The organism is Ruegeria sp. CE9 (assembly GCF_056537425.1).
Window position 1 is genome coordinate 102,368 of sequence record NZ_JBQFRO010000011.1, and the last position, 20,528, is coordinate 122,895.

A 20,528-nucleotide genomic window follows, 5' to 3' on the forward strand; every position below is an offset into this window, starting at 1 on the left:
GACCACCCATATGGGGATCGCCCAACGTCTGCTGCCCATCATCGAAGCCCCGGTTTTCGGGAAATTCATCACCGGTGTGATCCTGTTCAACGCGGTTCTGCTGGGGATGGAAACGTCGCCTACGTTGATGGAGGCCGCAGGCCCGCTGATCGTGACACTCGACAAACTGTGCCTGGCCATATTTGTCATCGAAATCGTGATGAAACTGATCGCTACGGGACGCAGGTTCTTTACAAGTGGCTGGAATATATTCGATTTCGTGATCGTGGGTGTTGCACTTGTGCCCAGTGCCGGGGCGTTGTCGGTTCTGCGGGCGCTGCGGATTCTGCGGGTCCTGCGTGTCATCTCGGTTGCGCCGCGGCTGCGCCGTGTCGTGGAAGGCTTTATCTCGGCCCTACCTGGTATGGCGAGTGTGTTCCTGTTGATGGCGATCCTGTTCTATATCGGTGCTGTGATCTCGACCAAGCTATTCTCGAGCAGCTTTCCAGAGTGGTTCGGCGATCTGGGGCTGTCGGGCTATACGCTGTTCCAGATCATGACGCTGGAAAGCTGGTCCATGGGTATCGTGCGCCCGGTGATGCAGGTCTATCCTTACGCCTGGCTGTTCTTCGTTCCCTTCATCATGGTGACCACATTTGCAGTGGTGAACCTTCTGGTTGGTCTGATCGTGAACTCGATGCAAGACGCGCACCATGCGGAGGATGAGGTCAAAACCGATGCGTATCGTGACGAAGTTCTGGAACGGCTGGAATCGATTGAACGCCGCCTGATGGAACAGTCGAACAGCAAAAAGTGATTTAAGTTTCGCGGAAATCTGGCATAATAATTAGCAAAAAAGAGCATCAGGCAGTGAAAACTATGGATCGTCGAGCATTTGGAATGGGTGCGATGGCAACGCTGAGCCTTTCAGCATGCGCTTCAGCTAAACCCAGATTTCTTTCTTATCGCGGGCCCGAGGTGACCTCGTTGGTCATCAATAAGGGCGCGCGCAAAATGTACCTTCTCCACAACGAACAGATTTTGCGGGAATATGATGTTGATTTGGGCTTTGCCCCTAACGGCACAAAAACCAAAAAAGGCGATGGTCGCACGCCCGAGGGCACGTATCTGATCGATCGCCGCAACCCCCGCAGCCGCTATCATCTGTCGCTGGGTATCTCGTACCCCAATTCGGAAGACCGGGCCAAAGCCAAGGCCGCAGGTGTTGATCCGGGGGGCGACATCTTCATACACGGGCAGCCCAATCTGCGGTCCGAGTTCAAACGGGCGAAGAAGACGCCGGATTGGACGGCGGGGTGTATCGCAGTCAAGAATGACGAGATCGAAGAGATCTACGCAATGGTAAACGAAGGAACCGTGATCACCCTGCGTCCCTAGGCAGAGGTCATAGCGGTTTCCAATCGTCAAATCCGAAGACCGTGTAATCGCGCAGGTAGGCCTCTCTTGCCAGCGTTTCGAGCTGTGCGTCGTAAATCTGTTCAAGCGAATATAGCGCATCCGGCTTTGCTTTGACCGGATTTGGTGGGGTCTTGTGGCCTACTTGACGGGCGAGTTCGGGCAAGGCCGTTACCATTTCATCCTCTCGTAAGATCAGATCGGGCATGGTGAAACCGGCCATACCTTCAAGTGTCTGCGCTTGCCCGCACCATTCTCCGTCCACGCGGATCGGGGTCTGACCTGCCAGAATACTGCGCAACATGCCCAGATATGCGGAAAACGCCTCGTAATGCTGATCGCGCGTATATGCGCTTAGATCTCCCTTGGCGGGGAGCGGTACTTTGTATCTTCGGCTCAGCATGTTTCGGATGCTCACATATGCGCCGGGACCTGTGTGCAAGATACGGTCGCAGAATACGGCATGCGCGCGCGCCAACGGATGGCGCAGCACGGTGAATTTGCGATGACCGGGGTGGTCCTGCATCCATTTCCGCGTCTGCTTCTGATTACGTCCGGTGATCAGATCGCCGGTCGCGACCCCGTCGAGCTCGGCAAGCCACTGCGCCACCTCAACCTCGGGTCCTCCACGTACCGGAAGGTACATCAGCGGCGTTTCCACCGCTCCTACATAGCGTGAAACGGATGGCCCTCGGCTGGGCTCGAAATTCGGGATGTGGTGCAGATTGAACCGGTCATACCGAGACAGGGCCTGCTCCATTTCATCCGGGTTAGAGACTTTCGATAGGGCCGGTGCAGGATTCTGGCGTTTGAGGTGTTGGTTCAGCTCTTCAAGGCGGGCACTGACGCCCAGCCATGCGGCGAGCCCGTTTAGCACGTTCAAATCAGTCAGGTCGTCATAGTCGATATAGAACGGCGTCTGCCCGGTGGTCTGCAGGTGCCTGAGGACGGTCCGCTGAAACGCCTGCCGCCGGTCAAGCTGGTCTGCGAATTCCTCGGCGTCGAAGGTGATTTGCGCCTCTCGCCGCTGTTTGATGTTTACCAACCGCCACTGCTTGGTTTCCATCGCGATTTTCCACGAGATGTAGCTATCCAGCGGATTGCGCATCAATATGATCTTGGCGCAGCGCGGATCATCCAGCGCGGGTTCTAATGCGCGCGCATCGTGGTCACTGAAAAAGCGGAAGCCGTTCATCTCACCCGGCGCATTCCGGATCGCGTCGATCAGGGCCAGCGGGGCGCGCTCGCGATCATCCAGGTCAAATCCCAGCAGGCTATCCAGCTTTGGCAGGCCGACGAAGTAGGGGTTGAACGCCTCACCATGGCAAGCAACGCCCTCCATCGCGTTCAACTGAGATTCCAGCAGGTTCGACCCGGTGCGCATATCGGCCAGCACGATGAAGTAATCGAAACGGCGGGTCATTTTGCGCTATTGCACCAGATAGGGTTTTTTGAACGATTTGGACTGCGCACCAAACACGTCGTTCACCGGGAAATCCCCCATCAGATAAGGGTGCATCCCCTGGTTCTTGAGATTTTGCAGGAACTTTCCGAACCCGGTCAGATCGACCATCGTTGGCGCCTCAGTCAGGTGTGTGAGCTTGGGCGCGCCCATATCCTCAAGCACAGTCTGCAATTGCTCCATCGGAGATTCCACAAATTCTGCCATCGTCCATATCCGGATACGCGCCTTAGCGCGGGCGGCATCCAGCAGTTTCAGCTGTTTGCTTTCGATCTGCTGAAGGCGGGCAGCTTCACACCGGATATCGGCGAAGTTCAGGTTCGAGCGGAATAGTGGTACCGCCCACGCGCCCGAGATCACAGCAATCTGTGCATTCTGATCCCGCGCCAGGAAGTCATTGATTTCCTGCGTATCGGTCGGCCCAAACTGAAAACACTGCCGCTCGCCGCGCGTGTTCCAGATGAGGTTCGACAGAAAGGCCGAGGGGTTATAGTCGCGCAGCGTGGCACAGTCGCTGAGCGCACCATTGATCATCGGTGCGTCTTCGGCAAATTTTACACGTTCCGGATCAAAAAGATGACCGTGCACACGTCCGTCGGTGGTGTTTGCAAGCCAGGGCTCAAAGTCCTCGAACAGCTCTGCAAAACCCTGAAACACAGTATAGGGAAAGGCCGTCAGGCTGCGCCCTGTCGTGGTGTTTGGAAAGCGGCTTTGCATATACAGCCCATCCCGGCCATGTACCCGCCGCTCAACCGCTTTGGAAAACACCCGATCAATCTTGCCCGGGTTGGGCTCGGCCGGGGTCATGGCGCTGTCTTGATCGGTCAGAAAGGCCTGATACAGCCGGTCTGCCCGGTGCCAGACTTTGCGCGCCACAAAACAGTCAGATCGGCGCAGCAGTTGCAGGTGATCGTCATAGAACATATGCGGTCTGCCCTGATAGTCGAATTTGGACAGGGTCAGAGACCGACTTTCGATATGCGTGGAATAAAGCCGCGCCAGAGTCTGGAAATAGCTTTCATCCGGTATCCATACATGACGGAAATAGCGATCATATTCCACGCGTTTTGGGTCTTGAAGAATGGCTGACAGGGTTTGCCGCGTCAGACACCACCACTGGCTGCCCATATGTGGCACAAGGCCTTCGGGAATGCGGCGACGCAGTCCAAGGGCACGTTGCAGCCGAACATAATTGTCGAACAGCTTTCGTTGTTTGCGCCACGAGAAAGGGAACCGCAGCGTAAACCGTTCCAAATCCAGCCCACCTATGGTCCAGCTCACATCCCGAGTAGTCGCGCTTTCGATAAAATCGACCCTGGGGCGGTCGGCCAGATAGTCAAGCAGGTCAGAGATCGGACGTAGTGGCAGGCACGCACCGGACGAGAGGTAGACGTGTCGGACATCGGGAAACCGTTCAAGCATCAGAGCGGCAGCAGATTGCGACGCGGCGACAATCCCCCAGCCGCCCCATTCACAAACATGACGGTCCGAAAACAGGATCAGTGGATCATCCGCACACGCGGCCACAAAATCGGAATATGCCGGATTCCCTACCTTTTGGTCCACATGGATCACCACCGGGCAGCCCGAGGCGGTCCAGTGGCGCGCCACCTGCTCGACCCGATCCAGCGCAGTGTGCACCAGCATTACGATGCCAAGGCCGCTCATGCCCAATTCCCCTTGGACATCAGGCCCAAGATCTCAAGCTGCCGCCAGTTGATGTATTTCTCGGACCATGTGTTCCAGAATACCGGCTTTTCATCCAACTGTTCGGCATAGGCCTTGTATTCACCCGACGCACCATAGTGCTGTCCGCGCTCGATCTCTTCCCGTGCTTTATCCCCCAGCGTATCGATTAGCTTTGCATGTAGCAGGGCACCGCTGGTTTTTTCGCCGCCCTGTTCCTCATAAACCTGATTAAGTCCACGCGGTAGCAGCGCATGGGTTGAACTGACATAGGCATAGCGCCGATGCCATTTCACAAGCGGGATCTTGTTCAGCGCCGGGGCTTTTGTTGGCTTGTCCTTGAAAAACACCCGCGCACGTGCACCGCCCTGAATCCACAGATTCCCATAGGTCGGGTTGCGGGTAATCATGTAATTGCCAGAATCGAACCACGGCGCGATTTCAAATGGGTTCTGGCCCTCGTGATAAGGTGCATCCTCGATTGCCGTTTCAGGATACATGTCGATCAACATGGTTCCGAAACTACGCACGCCAGTGTCATCCAGCCAGTCGGTCAGCGCGCTGATCGGGCGCGTATCGCAAAACGGGTAAATGAAGAATTCATCGGGATCAACGGTCAACACCCAGTGCCGATGGGCGTATCTGCGTAGCAGATAATTTGACCAATCCAGACCATAGGTCGATCTTTTGTAACTTGCATCGGTCCACCAAAGCGACACGTCCGGTTGGCTACTGAGGAATTCGCGCGTGCCATCGTCGCTGTTGTTGTCCACGAACAGAAAGTGATTGATGCCAAGCTTTCGGTAATACTCCAGAAAATAGGGCAGGCGGATCTTTTCGTTCCGCACCACGCTGAGCGAAAGGATATCGTTTGGTTTGATGCTTGACGTATTGTTCTGCACCGCTTTCAGATCTCGACGACGGCGCAGACACCGCAAAAGTCGGCGCTTGCGCCGCAATCTCATGCGATAAGAATCCAAAAGGCTCACGCGGCTGCCCAACCTTTTTTGATACGCGCGTCTGCCCGGGGCCGCCTGGGGCCTGAGTGGTGCCGGACCATTACCGTTTTATGACATTTCTGCACTGTGTGAGGCAACGGGTTTAAATCCGGTTTACTTCCCCGCTGTGGCCGGAAATCCGCCCCCGTTCATCAGCCCAAGGTCTTGTAAATGTTGCCAATCATCTAGCTTGACCGACGCAGATGTCCACAGATCGGGCTGGTTGATGATGCCGTCATAATACGCGCCAAACTGATCGGGATCGTGAAAATGCTGCCGCCTGTGTTTCTCGGACCGAGATTTTTTGATCACTTCAGGCAGGAATTTTGTATGCAACAACACACCGGAAGGGGCCCGCCCTCCTGGTCCGTCATAGTCAAAATTCAGGGATCGGGGCAGCGCAGAATGACACGAATTCACATAGGCCATATGACGCGACCACCGGACCAGAGGGATTTTGTTCAAAGTCGGTGATCTTTCAGGCTGGTCTGAAAAAAACACCCGCTCACGCACTCCGCCCTGAACCCAGAGATTGCACATTGGAATCTGGCGCTGGGCGCGATAGGGCCCGGCGTCGAACCAGTTCAGTATTTCAGTTGGATCGGATTGCGGATCACAGGCTTGATCGCCCAGGCGACCTTTCGGATAAAGGTCCAACATCAACGCGCCAAAAGCGATTTGCCCGCGTGCATCCAGCCACGTGGTCAGGTCATGCAGCGTTTGCGTATCGTGATGGGCGTAAATCAGCAACTCGTCAGCATCGACCATCAGCGTCCAGTGCCCGTGCCCGTACCGCCACTGCAACCACGTCAGCCAATCCAGCCCAAACCTCGATGCGCGATAACTTGCATCGGTTTGCCAAAGAGATACATCCGGCTGTTCCAGCAAATACGGCACCGAGCCGTCATGGCTGCCATTGTCGACCATCAGAAAGTGGTCGACACCCAGCGCGCGATAGTGATGAAAGAACCAGGGCAGCCGGGTGATCTCATTCCGCAGCGTCGTGAAGGCCAAAGTTGCCCCCGGCTTAATGGCCTGCGTTTTGTCACTCAGCGATTTCAGCTGATGACGGCTGCGAAACGACCGCCACAGCAACCGCTTGCGCTTTAGGCGCAACTTATAGCGCTGCACCCAATCTAGCGGCTGCACATCGATGCTCACGTTTCGTAGCTGACGTTCTGGTGCCTGCGCCCGGTGAATACGGTCCCGTGGTCCATTCCTTTAGGGGCTTTGAACAATTTGCCAGTCATTCTAGCCCCATCGCAGCCATCATCGCTTCGATCTTGGCCACGTCTTGCGGGTTGTTCAGCTCCCAAAATTGGCGGCCTTTGGCCTCGACCTCGACGCACAGAACATTGCGCCCATTCTCCATAAAGCGCAGCTGTTCCAGGCCTTCCAGTGTCTCCAGCGGTCCGCTGGTCCACGAGGGATAGGCCGCCAGCGCATCGGGCCGGTAGGCATAGACGCCGACATGGTGAAAGACTGGCGTGGGGTCGGCGCTGGCATAGGTGTCCGAGGTGAACGGGATTACCTCTTTCGAGAAATACAACGCGCTGTGATCATTGCCGAACACGGCTGTTGTACCGCCCACGCGCCCATGTTTGCGGTCGTTTAGCATCCCGTTCAGCGCGTCGCCATCGCAGCGCAGTACCGGCGTTGCGACGCCCGCGTCCGGTGCCGCGCGCAGGCCCGAGATCAGGTCTTCGACAAACCAGCGCGGTGTCAGCGGCGCATCGCCCTGCAGATTGACTACAATGTCAAAGCCGCCGCCCAGCGCCGCATGTGCTTCGGCACAGCGTTCGGTGCCATTGCGGCAGGCCTCCGAGGTCATCACAACCTCGGCCCCGAAACCTTCGGCTTCTTTGCGGATGCGATCGTCATCTGTGGCCACAACCACGCGATCCACGCCTGAAACGGAAATCGCAGCGCGCCACGAGCGTTCGATCAGGGTCATGCTTGTACCATTAGCGCCTTTCAGCGGCACCAAAGGCTTGCCCGGATAACGGGATGAGGCATAACGGGCGGGAATGGCGATCAGAACGGACATCAGGCCTCCTTCAACTCAACGCCCGGAGCATAGGCGATGAAAAACGGGTTGGCATAGCCGTCATTGCCATAGGTCAGCGGGGAATGGTCGTCAAAACGCACCACTTCGCCACCCGCCCCGGCCAGAACGGCGTGGCCTGCGGCAGTGTCCCATTCCATCGTGCGTCCCACGCGCGGATAGAGATCAGCTTCGCCCGTCGCAACCAGACAGAACTTCAGCGAGGAACCGGCGCTTTTGCTGCCTCGCACCTGATATTTGTTGATGTAGTCTTCGGTCGCCTGATCGCGGTGCGACTTGGAGGCCACGATCATCAGCGCCGAATTATCTGGTTTAGAGACTGATATTGGCGTGACATGACCCGCCTGATCCTTGTCCAGTGTGCCGATTTCCTCAACCGCTTGCCCATCGGGTTGCGTATAGAACATTCGGCCCCGCGCGGGTGCATAAACAACGCCGCGCGTGGGAACACCGTTCTCGACCAGTGCAATATTCACCGTGAAATCACCGCGCCGGTTGATGAACTCTTTGGTGCCGTCCAGCGGATCAACGATCAGGAATGTGTCGCCCTTTTCGGTATGCGATTCTGCCTGTTCCTCGGTCACCAGCAGAATATCCGGAAAGGCGTCGCGCAGCCCGGCTGAGATCAGCGCATCCGCCGCTTCATCCGCTTCGGTCACAGGGCTGGCATCCGATTTGACTTTGACGTCGAAATCATCCGCCTCATAGATCTGCATGATCTTATCGCCGGCCTGCAAGGCCAGCCGCCGGATGACGGGAATAAGGGCGTCATAAGTCACAAAAAAGCTCCGTTCCTGTGGTTTGTTGCTTAGGGCATCTGACGGACTTATGATGCGACGGATACGGAACAGCAAGAATTTCGTGCCATCTTGCGGGCGACATGAGCAGGAAAGAGCGTTCGAGTGTTTCACTATAAACGAAATCAGTCGTTGCTTGGCGGGGCGTTCACCACCGCTGAACTGATATTTCATGCAGTTGTGCGCAACATCCGGTCGCAGCATTCAAACGCGGTCATGGCGATCCTGATCAATATTCTGCAGGTCGTCATTGTCGCCTCTGCTTTCTATCTCATTCTTTCCTTCATGGGTACTCGTATCGCCAAGATACGGGGAGAGTTCGTTCTGTTCCTGCTGTCTGGTGTGTTTTTGTTCCTGACTCATATCAAGTCGGTTAGTGCCATCGCGGGTGTCGGGGATGGCAACAACCCTATGACGCTGCATTCGCCGATGACCATGATGGTGATGTTGTCTGCTGCTGCGCTTGGCACTTTCTATACGCAACTTGTTTCGATCTTGGTGATCCTGTTTGTATATAGCGTTGCAGTTTCACCATTAGAGATTCAGGAACCCGGGGGTGCCTTTGCCATGCTCGCGTTGGCTTGGTTCACAGGGTGCTCGGTGGGCCTGGTGTTTTTGTCGCTCAAGCCTTGGTTCCCCAATACAGTATCCATTCTGACGAATGTCTATCGCCGTATGAACATGGTGTTCTCAGGTAAGATGTTCGTTGGCAACGCCCTTGGTGGGTTCATGCTGACCATGTTTGCTTGGAACCCGCTGTTTCACATCATTGATCAATGCCGGGGTTTTGTGTTTCGCAACTATTTTCCGCGCAATACCAGCTGGGAATACGCGCTGTGGGTGGGCATTGTTCTGACCATGATTGGCTTGCTGGCCGAATTCTACACCCGCAAGCAGGTGTCAAAAAGTTGGGATGCGCGTCGTTAGGTTGCGACCCGCAGTGTTAGGTTGATGCGCCCACCCTTGGGTAGCAGTTTGGATGATCCGAACCGGATACGATCCACCCCGTGATAGGTCAGCCGGGCAGGGCCACCCATGATCACCACATCGCCCGAGTTCAACCATATCGACTCGGTCTTGCCACCACGCGTGGTGTTACCGATCCGGAACAACGCGTCATCGCCCAGTGATATCGATAAAACGGGCCACGAGAAATCGGCCTCGTCCTTGTCCTGATGCAGGCCCATCTTGGTGCCTTCGCCGTAATAATTGATCAGGCAGCAATCGGGTTGCCGATCGGCACCGGTCAGGTCTTGCCAGATCGTCAGAATTTCATCCGGAATGGCGGGCCAAGTCATGCCCTTCGGGTGCGTGTCCTGATACCGATACCCAGCCCGATCTGTGACCCAGCCCAACGCCCCGGCCGACGTCATGCGCACTGACATTTCCTTGCCCGACGGCGTAACAGGCCGATAGAGCGGCGCGGCTTTCAGGATCGGTCTCAGCAGGTCAATCAATTGGGCCTGCGCCGCCACATCCAAATAGCCTTTCCTGATATCAAATCCGCGCAATAACAGCCGCGCCATTCCAGAATCCCCAAACCTTGCCAAATCCTTGCCAAAAAAGGCCACAGATTCCCGAAAACCTGCGTTTCTGAACGCTTGCAGGCCCGTCATCTCGCCCTTATATACGCCTCGACGCGCGATGGTGTAGTGCTGTCGCGCACAACAATCGGGGGCAGGATGCCGCAACGGGTCCAACCCTCGGGACATCGCCTTGAAGAGAAAGGGATTGAAAATATGGGAAAAGTAATCGGGATTGACCTCGGTACCACCAACTCGTGTGTGGCCATCATGGACGGCTCGCAGCCGAAGGTCATCGAAAACGCCGAAGGGGCGCGGACCACGCCCTCGATCGTCGCCTTCACCGAAGATGAGCGTCTGGTCGGTCAGCCTGCAAAACGTCAGGCGGTCACCAACCCCGACAACACCATCTTTGGCGTCAAGCGTCTGATCGGTCGTCGTGTGGATGATGCCGAAGTCGAAAAAGACAAGAAAATGGTGCCCTACGCTATCGTTGATGGCGGCAATGGCGACGCGTGGGTCGAAGCCCGCGGTGAAAAGTACTCCCCAAGCCAGATCTCGGCCTTCACTCTGGGCAAGATGAAGGAAACCGCCGAGAGCTATCTGGGTGAGGAAGTCACGCAGGCGGTCATCACCGTTCCGGCCTATTTCAACGATGCTCAGCGTCAGGCCACCAAAGACGCCGGTAAAATCGCCGGTCTGGAAGTGCTGCGGATCATCAACGAACCGACAGCGGCTGCGCTGGCCTATGGTCTGGACAAAGAAGAAACCCAAACCATCGCGGTTTATGACCTTGGTGGCGGTACCTTCGACGTGACCATTCTGGAAATCGACGACGGCCTGTTCGAGGTCAAATCGACCAACGGTGACACCTTCCTGGGTGGTGAAGACTTTGACATGCGCATCGTCAACTACCTGGCGGATGAGTTCAAAAAGGAACACGGTGTCGACCTGTCGCAAGACAAGATGGCCTTGCAGCGTCTGAAAGAAGCCGCTGAGAAAGCCAAGATCGAGTTGTCTTCGACCTCGCAGACCGAAATCAACCAGCCGTTCATCTCGATGGGTTCGAACGGTCAGCCGTTGCACATGGTCATGAAACTGACCCGTGCCAAGCTGGAATCGCTGGTTGGCGACCTGATCAAGAAGTCGATGAAGCCCTGCCAGGCCGCTCTGAAAGACGCAGGCCTGTCGGCGGGCGACGTGGACGAAGTTGTTCTGGTCGGTGGTATGACCCGGATGCCGAAAGTGATCGAAGAGGTCACCAAGTTCTTCGGTAAAGAGCCGCACAAGGGTGTAAACCCGGACGAAGTTGTTGCCATGGGCGCCGCCATTCAGGCCGGTGTTCTGCAGGGTGATGTCAAAGACGTGGTCCTGCTGGACGTGACCCCGCTCAGCTTGGGCATCGAGACGCTGGGCGGCGTGTTCACTCGCCTGATCGACCGCAACACGACCATTCCGACCAAAAAGTCTCAGGTCTTCTCGACCGCCGAGGACAATCAGAACGCCGTGACCATCCGCTGCTTCCAGGGGGAACGCGAAATGGCTGCGGACAACAAGATCCTGGGTCAGTTCAACCTCGAAGAAATCCCGCCCGCACCGCGCGGCCTGCCTCAGATCGAGGTGACTTTTGACATCGACGCCAACGGCATTGTCTCGGTTTCGGCCAAAGACAAAGGCACCGGCAAAGAGCAGAAGATCACGATTCAGGCATCGGGCGGGCTGTCGGACGAAGATATCGACAAGATGGTCAAGGACGCCGAGGAAAACGCCGAGGCAGACAAGGCCCGCAAAGAGCTGGTCGAAGCCAAGAACCAGGCCGAAAGCCTTGTCCACGCGACCGAGAAATCGATCGAGGAACATGGCGACAAGGTCGACCCGTCGACCGTCGAAGCGATAGAACTGGCTGTTGCCGCGCTCAAGGATGAGCTGGAAACGGACAATGCCGACAAGATCAAGTCGGGCATCCAGAACGTGACCGAAGCGGCCATGAAGCTTGGCGAAGCGATCTATAAGGCACAAGCGGAAGAGGGCGAAGATGAGCCCGCAGCCGCAGATGCCGCGCCGGGTGACGATGACATCGTCGACGCCGAGTTCGAAGATCTGGACGACGACAAGCGTAACTAACGGGTAACCGGGCCAATTAGGGCCGGTCCGGTTGCCGGGCCGGCCCGATTACGTTGAGGCAGAAGGAAATACTGATGTCCAAACGCGACTACTACGAAGTGCTCGGCGTGTCCAAGGGCGCTTCTTCGGATGAGATCAAGAAAGGTTTTCGTAAGAAAGCCAAGGAACTGCATCCCGATCGCAACAAGGACAATCCGGATGCCGAAGCGCAGTTCAAAGAGGCCAACGAGGCTTATGACGTGCTGCGCGACGCCGATAAAAAAGCCGCCTATGACCGCTTTGGCCACGCTGCCTTTGAAAACGGCATGGGGGGTGGAGGTCGCCCCGGCGGCGGCTTTGGCGGTCAAGGGGATTTTTCCAGCGCATTCTCAGATGTGTTCGACGATTTGTTCGGCGACTTCATGGGTGGCCAACGCGCAGGTGGTGGACGCCGTGCCGCACGCGGCTCGGACCTGCGATATAACCTGCGTGTCACACTGGAAGAGGCCTATGCAGGCCTGCAGAAAACCATCAACGTCCCAACCGCTGTCGCCTGTTCTTCATGCGAAGGCACCGGCGCAGAGGGCGGCGTAGAACCAACTACTTGCCCGACCTGTTCCGGCATGGGCAAGGTGCGCGCACAGCAGGGCTTTTTCACCGTTGAACGCACCTGCCCGACCTGCTCCGGTCTGGGTCAGATCATCAAAAACCCCTGTAAATCATGCAGCGGCGCTGGTCGTGTTGAAAAGGATCGGGCGCTGTCGGTGAACATTCCGGCAGGCGTTGAAACCGGCACCCGCATCCGTCTGGCGGGTGAGGGTGAGGCCGGTATGCGCGGAGGCCCTCCGGGTGATCTCTATATCTTTGTCGAAGTGTCCGAGCATAAACTGTTCGAGCGTGACAGCGTGAACCTCTATTGCCGCGTCCCGGTCAGCATGGGTAAGGCTGCGTTAGGTGGCTCGATCGAGGTTCCAACCATTGATGGCGGTCGAGGCCGCGTTCAGATTCCTGCAGGTAGCCAGTCCGGCCGCCAAATGCGTCTGCGTGGCAAAGGTATGCCCGCGCTGCGTGGGGGTGGTATTGGCGACATGTTCATCGAACTGGCCGTGGAAACCCCGGTCAATCTGACCAGTCGCCAGAAAGAGCTGCTGCGTGAGTTTGATGATCTGGGTGAGGATAACCACCCGGAATCAAAAAGCTTTTTCTCATCCGTCAAATCCTTTTGGGATGGGATGAAAGGCTAAGGGGGCTCTGCCCCCGCCGCCCGTTGGGCGACCCCCCCGGGATACTTCTAGCCAGATGAAGACCGGATCCCCGCTCTCATCCCCCAGTTTTGCACTTTAGGGCGTTCAATTGAGGCGCGTTAACTATTCGGAAACCGATTCTGCGTCAGGGTGAACCCATGACCCAAGACGCCTTTGCCGAAGCTCTTATGCTGTTCGATACGGACGAAGCGCCTGCGCAGCCGCTGCCCGGTGGTCGGTTACCCTCCTACATCAAGGATCATCGTAAGCGGCTGCGCGAACGCTTCATGTCCGGCGGCTCGGCGGCGATGCCGGATTATGAGTTGTTAGAACTTGCTTTGTTCCGATCTATCCCGCGACAAGATGTCAAACCGCTGGCGCGAGCGCTGATGGATGCGTTTGGTGATTTCAATCGGGTCCTGACCGCGCCTGAGGAACGGTTGCGTCAGATTAAAGGTGTCGGGGACACGGTGATCACCGATCTCAAAATCCTTGAGGCTTGTGCCCATCGCATGGCCCGGGCGCGGGTGATGCAGCGGCATGTGATTTCGGGTTGGGACGCGTTGCTGGACTATTGCCACACTACGATGGCCCATCGCGAGATTGAGCAGTTCCGCGTGTTCTACCTGGACCGCAAGAATGTGCTGATCGCCGATGAAGAGCAGGCCAAAGGAACCGTGGACCACGTGCCAGTCTATCCGCGAGAGGTAGCAAAACGGGCGTTGGAATTAAATGCCTCGGCACTGATTTTGGTTCACAACCATCCGTCGGGCGATCCAACGCCCTCACAATCTGATATCGATATGACCAACCGGATACAGGATGCCTGCTCGGCACTAGGGCTAACGCTGCATGACCATCTGATCATTGGCAAATCGACGGAACTGAGTTTTCGGTCGCAGGGATATCTGTGACGCTTATTGCACCCAAACCTCGACCCGGCGATTTACTTTGCGGCCCCATTCGGTGTCGTCGCACGCCATGGGCATGGCTTCGCCAAAACCTTCGGACGTAATCTCAATGCTTTCAGGTATGCTGGTTTCAACCGCCGCCAGCACAAGGTTGCGGACAGTCTGAGCACGGCGGAGCGCAATGCTTGTGTTAGCCTTAGCGCCGCCAACGCCGTCACTGAAACCCACAAAGCTGAGCTTCTGCAAGTCCAGAGCGCCGCTTTCCAGGGCTTGGGCCAGTTGCAGGATATTTGATCGTGACTGGGCATCCGGGCGGGATGAACCCGGCTCGAACCGGAAAGACAGTGATAGGCGTGTCATCGGGCGCAGTGTATCGATCATGCGTTGCAGCGTGTCCAAACCCACCTCTGCCCCGCCAGTTGCGATGGCATTTGCCAAACGGTCCCCTTGCAGGCCTATTCGGATCTCTTCCGTCGATTGATCAACAAACCCGGCCTGCCGGATCACACTCTGCGCGTCATGACTTTGTGTGTATGCTAGAAACTGACGGGCCATTCGAGGCAGGCGGCGCTGTGGCAAATACAGAAACATCGGCGAGGTCAGTGGATAGTCCTCGGTCTTTACCGATTGGCGCGTTGCCATGATCGTATGGCCGCAGCCTCCGGCCAGCGGCAGCGCGCGCGTTGCACCTGTTTCGGCCAGGCTGGCGATGCCAATGGCAAAGGGATCAGCCGAGACGGCGCGGACCAGATCGCTGTTTCGGGGATGGCGCTTGATCGCCTTGGAAACGGTGGAGTCAACCGGTTTCATAAGCAGATCGTCCACCGCTTGCGCGAGGCCTGATGCTGAACCAGTTAGGTTCAGGGCAATTGGGGCATCCGGACCACCCAGATCAACCCAATTGGTGATCTCACCAGCAAACACGCGCGCCAGATCAGCCGCTGAGATTTGCTGTACCGGATTGTCGGCTGCGACAACGGGCACGATCGCGTCCAATGCCAGAACCCGAGAACGTTGTGGGCGCGTCAAATCTCCCAGCCCGGCCTCTTGCGTCAGTTCTTGTTCGGCCGGGCGAATCTCACGCTGAGCCAGAACTACATCCGCGGCATTCTCGGCCAGATCTGTAAAGCCCTGACCTGTATCAGTCGCCCTCAGGATCAAACGCGCAAGCGGAGCCTGCCGATCTGGCTGGTACAATGCAAATGTGAACCCTTCTTTGGATTGTTTGACGCTCAGCCCTTCTTGTGCGGCGAAACCTTGGATCAATGCGGGCAGCAGAGTTTCGGCCATGACCGATGCGCCCGACAATCGAATCTCGGCGACGAAATCGGTCAGGCTGGGGCAGGCGGGGCCATCACAAGTGACGCCTGAACCATCGATTGTCAGCTCACCAAATTGGGTATCGACGCGATAAAACTCCCCATCATAGCCCAGCAACGTGCCGACAACTTCAACCTGACCATCATGAGATGTGAGGGTAATGTCTTGCGCCTGCGCTCCATGCGCTGCCAACATGGTGAAAAGCGCGGCCAGAACCGCACGAACAGTTTTCATGTGAGACCTAAGTCCTGCCTGCTGCTTATTTTGCAGCGATTGTCAGGTCTGGGAACAGATTATTCAACACCAGAAAATCACCGGTCGCCTCGCAGCCGGGTAATTCAAGCGTATGTTCACGCGAACGCAGGCGTTGATCCGTACGCCATTCCAGCGATTGCACGTTCAGGGATTTGCCGCAGTTCACCTCGGTCACTTCGGTTTCGACCGACAATGCGATTGATCCGTCTTGGTCGACCGACTGGATCGGGAAGGAATACACTTCGATGTTGCGCACAGACTCAGATTCGCCCTGACCCAAGTGGATCACAGACCCCGCCCCGGTGTCAGAGCCGGACCACACATGGCCCGCTTCACCATAGCCCGCACCGAACTCCAATGCATGCAGTTGCAGGTCAGTTTGGCCCTGCCACTGCAGCGCGATCCGGTTGAATTTGTTGATCTCGGGCACGTGGGTTGTTGCAACTGTGCCTTTACCATCCGGAAGTGAGATCAGGAAAATGGCGTATTCAGACAGCGCCGGGACAGTCAGGTTCAAGCCACCAAGTGCGTCGGTTTCGGTGCTGAAAATCAGTCCGTTGTGATGAACCTCGACGGTTTCGTTTGCATGGCACGGGGCTTTGACCCGCAGCCGCGCATTTGCACCGGGCACAGCCAAGGCACGCGCGCTCAGATCACAGTTTGATGGCAAACGGCTTTGAGCAGGTGCTGGAAGCGAGGGTGTGGGTAGCACATCGTCGCGCGCATCAGATGGGGAAGATGACGTCAGCACAACGCTCTGAAGCCCGGCAAGGTCTGCACCCTGCTCGGAAATCGACGCTACGCGCGCGCCACTTGGCTCAGCGCCGGGTTGTTGCGCCGATCCGTTTTGCATTAAATATCCAATGGCCAAGGCGCAGGCAACGGTTCCGCCCGTGGTCACGTAGTTCTTTATTACAAACAAGACACCCTCCCCAGTTGAAGGAGCGAGTCGCAATTTGACCCTCAATCACGGCCAATATGTGGCCGCGAGGCGGACTCATTGTGTCGGATAGAAGGTGACCTTAGGTCAGCCTACCATGACAATGCTTGAATTTCTTGCCCGATCCACAGGGGCATCTGTCATTGCGCGAGGGGTTACCCCAGGTTGAAGGATCATCTTCGACAAACCCCGGTCGTGCATCGCCCGAAGCTTCGGCTTCGGCAACCGCTTCGGCCTGATCTGCCGCCTGATCCACTGCCTGTTGTGCCTGCGCTTGCTGTGCCTGCATTTGCGCCAGCATCTCTTTCTGTTCTTCTTCGGTCAGCGGGCGGACGCGCGACAATTGCTGTGTCACCGTCTCACGCAGGCTGTCGAGCATACCTTCGAACAGCTGGAAGCTTTCGTTCTTGTATTCGTTCAACGGATCACGCTGGGCGTAACCCCGGAAGCCAACGACCGAGCGCAGATGTTCCAGCGTCAGCAGATGCTCGCGCCATTTTCCGTCGATGGTCTGCAGCAGAACTTGCTTTTCGATGTTGCGCATGTTCTCGGGGCCAAAGGCAGCCGCCTTCTGCGCCATCATCTCATCGGCGGCGTTGATCAGGCGTTCGCGCACCTGTTCATCGTCCACACCTTCCTCGGCGGCCCAGTCCTGAACCGGGGCGTCGATGGAAAGCTTGTCCTTGATCGCCTCGTGCAGACCATCGGTATCCCACTGATCGGCATAGGATTTCGGCGGCATGTATTCGTCGATCAGATCGTCGATCACCTGTTCGCGCATATCAGATACAACATCCGACAAATCATCCGCTGACATAATCTCGCGCCGCTGGCTGAATACAACCTTCCGCTGGTCATTCATCACGTCATCGAACTTCAGAACGTTCTTGCGCATGTCAAAGTTGCGACCTTCGACCTTGGACTGCGCGCGTTCCAGCGACTTGTTCACCCAGGGGTGAATGATCGCCTCGCCCTCTTTCATGCCCAGCGTGGTCAGGACTTTGTCCAACCGCTCCGAGCCGAAAATGCGCATCAGGTCGTCTTCGAGGCTCAGATAAAACACAGTGCGGCCCGGGTCACCCTGGCGGCCCGACCGGCCGCGCAGCTGGTTGTCGATCCGGCGGCTTTCGTGGCGTTCGGACGCCATGACGTAAAGACCACCGGCCTCCAGCACCTTGTCTTTTTCTTCAGCGTGCTTGGCTTCTTCCGCCGCGCGCAGCTCGGCTGGATCGGCCTCGGGATTTTCGGCCAGCGCCTGCAGAACCTTCATCTCGACATTGCCGCCAAGCTGAATGTCGGTGCCGCGGCCCGCCATGTTGGTGGCGATGGTCACAGCGCCCAGACGTCCGGCATCGGCCACGATTTGGGCTTCCTGCTCGTGCTGGCGGGCGTTCAGAACGTTGTGTTCGATGCCTTCCTTGGTCAGCAACTGGCTGATCACTTCGGACTTTTCAATCGACGTGGTGCCGACCAGCACCGGTTGACCCTTTTCACCAGCCTTTTTGACCTGCTTGATGATGGCGTCATATTTCTCACCCGTGGTGCGATAGACCTGATCGTCCTTGTCCACCCGTGCAATCGGCTTATTGGTTGGAACTTCGACAACACCCAGACCATAGATTTCCTGGAATTCTTCCGCTTCGGTCAGTGCCGTACCGGTCATGCCCGACAGCTTGTCATAAAGACGGAAGTAGTTCTGGAAGGTCACGCTGGCCAGCGTCACGTTCTCGGGCTGAATCTGAACACCTTCCTTGGCTTCGATCGCCTGGTGCAGACCTTCGGACATACGGCGGCCCGGCATCATGCGGCCGGTGAATTCGTCGATCAGAATCACGTTCCCGTCGCGAACGATATAGTCCTTGTCCCGCTGGAACAGCTTGTGCGCCCGCAGCCCCTGATTGACGTGGTGCACAACTGTCGTGCTTTCGGGATCGTACAGCGAATGCCCTTCGGGCAGCAGACCTGCGGCCAGCAAACGCTCTTCGAGGAACTCGTTGCCCTCATCCGTAAAGGTTACACTGCGGGTCTTTTCATCCAGCGAGAAGTGATCATCCTGCAGCGTCGGGATGACGGCATCAATGGCCGTGTATAGGTCTGACCGGTCTTGCGCTGGCCCCGAGATGATCAGCGGCGTTCGCGCCTCATCGATCAGGATCGAGTCCACCTCATCCACAATCGCGAAATTGTGGTGCTTTTGATAGACCTGCTCCAGATCGGCCTTCATGTTGTCGCGCAGATAATCGAAGCCCAGCTCGTTATTGGTGGCATAGGTGATGTCGCAGTTATACGCCGCCATCTTCTCGGCATCGGGCTGGCCCGACCAGATCACACCGGTGGTCATGCCCACGGCGGCAAACACATTGCCCATCCATTCCGAGTCGCGCTTGGCCAGGTATTCGTTTACCGTAACCACATGCACGCCCTTGCCGGTCAGCGCATTCAGATAGGCAGGTAAGGTGGCAACCAGGGTCTTACCTTCGCCCGTCTTCATTTCCGAGATATTGCCCTGATGCAGGAAGATGCCGCCCATCAGCTGCACGTCAAAGGCCCGCAGACCCAGCGCGCGTTTGGCGCCTTCGCGGACATTGGCAAAGGCTTCGGGCAGAAGGTCATCCAGCTTTTCACCATCCAGCGCCCGTTTGCGCAGTTCGGCAGTCTTTTCGATCAGGCCTTCATCCGACAGTTTCTCAAACTCTGGTTCCAGCGCGTTGATCTTATCGATCAGGGGGCGGGTCGCCTTGATCTTGCGGTCGTTCGGTGTTCCGAACACCTTTTTGGCGAGCGTTCCGAGTCCCAGCATGTTCACTCCAGCGGATCTGTTCTTATCGTGGTTGCGACAGGCTTGCCCACCTTGCGCGCAACCCATAGATACGGGGGGTGAAAGGCGGCCCTGTCCAAGGCTTCAAAGCGATGTAAGCGGCAGGTTCCACAGTGTCAACGCTGCGCCCTGTCGCGGCCAAGAAATAGGATGATTCCATGCCCAAAGGCCTCACTTTTCTGCCATCGCTGGCTCTGACCGCCGTGATGGCCCTGCCATTGGCCGCCGAAACCAAGCCCGATGCCTCGACCGTTGTGGCGCGTGTGAACGGCGATGAGATCACATTGGGTCACGTCATCGCCACCGCGTCTGCCCTGCCTGCGCAGTATCAGCAACTGGAAGACGACGTTCTGTATGACTTCATAGTTGAACAACTGGTCCAGCAGCATCTTCTTGGGCAAGAGCAAGAAACGCTGAGCCCCCTGAACGCGCTACGGCTGGACAACGAAACCCGGTCCTTGCGCGCGGTGCAAACAGTCGAAGCGGTCACCGCCGCCCAAGTCACGGATGAGGCCATCCAGGCCGCCTATGACGCACAATTCGCCGAGTTCGAAGGCGAGGACGAATTCAACGCCAGCCATATTCTGGTCGAAAGCGAAGACGAAGCCAAAGCCATCAAAGCGCAATTGGACGACGGCGCGGATTTCGCCGAGCTGGCCAAAGAGAAATCCACCGGCCCGTCGGGTCCCAATGGCGGCGCGCTGGGCTGGTTCGGCAAGGGCCAGATGGTACCCGAGTTTGAAAATGCCGTTGTCGCACTGGAAAAGGGCAGCGTGTCAGATCCGGTCCAGACGCAATTCGGCTGGCATCTGGTCACCCTGAACGACAAACGCAAAACCCAGGCGCCAGAACTGGACGCCGTGCGCGAAGAACTTGCCCAGACACTCCGGCAAGAGGCAATCCAGGCCAAGGTCGACGAACTGACCCAACAGGCAACGATCGAACGCCCCGCGCTGGAAGGTGCCGGCCCCGAGATCATGCGCCAGATCGACCTGCTGCAGGAGTAACCCC

General features: G+C 57.1%; 17 protein-coding genes. 7 read left to right on the forward strand and 10 right to left on the reverse strand.

What is annotated here, in order from left to right; genetic code table 11:
* Window positions 1–10: 10 nt before the first annotated feature.
* Window positions 11–796, forward strand: a complete 786-nt coding sequence (locus ACR0B3_RS18640) for an ion transporter (RefSeq protein WP_480810360.1) — start codon at window positions 11–13, stop codon at window positions 794–796.
* A gap of 62 nt (window positions 797–858) precedes the next feature.
* Complete coding sequence (locus tag ACR0B3_RS18645; protein WP_480810361.1) at window positions 859–1,377, forward strand: L,D-transpeptidase family protein; 519 nt, start codon at window positions 859–861, stop codon at window positions 1,375–1,377.
* A 7-nt stretch (window positions 1,378–1,384) separates the two neighbouring features.
* On the opposite strand, the gene ACR0B3_RS18650 is transcribed toward ACR0B3_RS18645, so the two are convergent.
* The 6 genes from ACR0B3_RS18650 to cysQ all read right to left on the reverse strand — a co-directional run bounded on the left by ACR0B3_RS18650 (window position 1,385) and on the right by cysQ (window position 8,385).
* Window positions 1,385–2,818 (reverse strand): nodulation protein NodH, encoded by a 1,434-nt coding sequence (locus ACR0B3_RS18650; protein WP_480810362.1) that lies wholly within the window; start codon window positions 2,816–2,818, stop codon window positions 1,385–1,387.
* Between the two features lie 6 nt (window positions 2,819–2,824).
* Entirely contained in the window at window positions 2,825–4,525 is a 1,701-nt protein-coding gene (locus ACR0B3_RS18655) for a DUF5927 domain-containing protein (RefSeq protein ID WP_480810363.1), read from the reverse strand.
* Window positions 4,522–5,508 carry a glycosyltransferase family 2 protein gene (locus tag ACR0B3_RS18660; protein WP_480810364.1) on the reverse strand — a complete coding sequence of 329 codons (987 nt, stop codon included), beginning with the start codon at window positions 5,506–5,508 and terminating at the stop codon, window positions 4,522–4,524. Before ACR0B3_RS18660 ends, ACR0B3_RS18655 begins: the two co-directional genes overlap by 4 nt.
* A gap of 147 nt (window positions 5,509–5,655) precedes the next feature.
* Complete coding sequence (locus ACR0B3_RS18665; protein ID WP_480810365.1) at window positions 5,656–6,702, reverse strand: glycosyltransferase family 2 protein; 1,047 nt, start codon at window positions 6,700–6,702, stop codon at window positions 5,656–5,658.
* Window positions 6,703–6,787: 85 nt separating this feature from the next.
* Window positions 6,788–7,588: a 3-deoxy-manno-octulosonate cytidylyltransferase family protein gene (locus ACR0B3_RS18670; RefSeq protein WP_480810366.1), complete on the reverse strand. Its 801-nt coding sequence runs from the start codon at window positions 7,586–7,588 to the stop codon at window positions 6,788–6,790.
* Window positions 7,588–8,385: a 3'(2'),5'-bisphosphate nucleotidase CysQ gene (gene cysQ / locus ACR0B3_RS18675; RefSeq protein WP_480810367.1), complete on the reverse strand. Its 798-nt coding sequence runs from the start codon at window positions 8,383–8,385 to the stop codon at window positions 7,588–7,590. Before cysQ ends, ACR0B3_RS18670 begins: the two co-directional genes overlap by 1 nt.
* Window positions 8,386–8,508: 123 nt before the next feature.
* Here cysQ and ACR0B3_RS18680 point away from each other — a divergent pair, with 123 nt between their 5' ends.
* A complete protein-coding gene (locus ACR0B3_RS18680) occupies window positions 8,509–9,330 on the forward strand; it encodes an ABC transporter permease (protein ID WP_480810368.1) in 822 nt (273 codons plus the stop codon).
* On the opposite strand, the gene ACR0B3_RS18685 is transcribed toward ACR0B3_RS18680, so the two are convergent.
* Window positions 9,327–9,929 carry an alpha-ketoglutarate-dependent dioxygenase AlkB family protein gene (locus ACR0B3_RS18685; protein WP_480810369.1) on the reverse strand — a complete coding sequence of 201 codons (603 nt, stop codon included), beginning with the start codon at window positions 9,927–9,929 and terminating at the stop codon, window positions 9,327–9,329. The genes ACR0B3_RS18680 and ACR0B3_RS18685 overlap by 4 nt on opposite strands.
* 213 nt (window positions 9,930–10,142) lie before the next feature.
* Between ACR0B3_RS18685 and dnaK the strand changes: the two genes are divergently transcribed.
* The 3 genes from dnaK to radC all read left to right on the forward strand — a co-directional run bounded on the left by dnaK (window position 10,143) and on the right by radC (window position 14,187).
* Window positions 10,143–12,050, forward strand: a complete 1,908-nt coding sequence (gene dnaK / locus ACR0B3_RS18690) for a molecular chaperone DnaK (RefSeq protein WP_480810370.1) — start codon at window positions 10,143–10,145, stop codon at window positions 12,048–12,050.
* Window positions 12,051–12,124: 74 nt separating this feature from the next.
* Window positions 12,125–13,273, forward strand: a complete 1,149-nt coding sequence (gene dnaJ, locus ACR0B3_RS18695) for a molecular chaperone DnaJ (RefSeq protein ID WP_480810371.1) — start codon at window positions 12,125–12,127, stop codon at window positions 13,271–13,273.
* 158 nt (window positions 13,274–13,431) lie between these two features.
* Window positions 13,432–14,187 carry a RadC family protein gene (radC, locus tag ACR0B3_RS18700; protein WP_480810372.1) on the forward strand — a complete coding sequence of 252 codons (756 nt, stop codon included), beginning with the start codon at window positions 13,432–13,434 and terminating at the stop codon, window positions 14,185–14,187.
* A gap of 3 nt (window positions 14,188–14,190) precedes the next feature.
* Here the strand turns inward: radC and ACR0B3_RS18705 are convergent, their stop codons facing one another.
* The 3 genes from ACR0B3_RS18705 to secA all read right to left on the reverse strand — a co-directional run bounded on the left by ACR0B3_RS18705 (window position 14,191) and on the right by secA (window position 19,499).
* Window positions 14,191–15,738 (reverse strand): phosphate ABC transporter substrate-binding/OmpA family protein, encoded by a 1,548-nt coding sequence (locus tag ACR0B3_RS18705; protein WP_480810373.1) that lies wholly within the window; start codon window positions 15,736–15,738, stop codon window positions 14,191–14,193.
* Window positions 15,739–15,763: 25 nt separating this feature from the next.
* Window positions 15,764–16,681 (reverse strand): hypothetical protein, encoded by a 918-nt coding sequence (locus ACR0B3_RS18710; protein ID WP_480810374.1) that lies wholly within the window; start codon window positions 16,679–16,681, stop codon window positions 15,764–15,766.
* A gap of 100 nt (window positions 16,682–16,781) precedes the next feature.
* Complete coding sequence (secA, locus tag ACR0B3_RS18715) at window positions 16,782–19,499, reverse strand: preprotein translocase subunit SecA (RefSeq protein WP_480810375.1); 2,718 nt, start codon at window positions 19,497–19,499, stop codon at window positions 16,782–16,784.
* 176 nt (window positions 19,500–19,675) lie between these two features.
* Between secA and ACR0B3_RS18720 the strand changes: the two genes are divergently transcribed.
* A complete protein-coding gene (locus ACR0B3_RS18720) occupies window positions 19,676–20,524 on the forward strand; it encodes a peptidylprolyl isomerase (RefSeq protein ID WP_480810376.1) in 849 nt (282 codons plus the stop codon).
* Window positions 20,525–20,528: the final 4 nt, after the last annotated feature.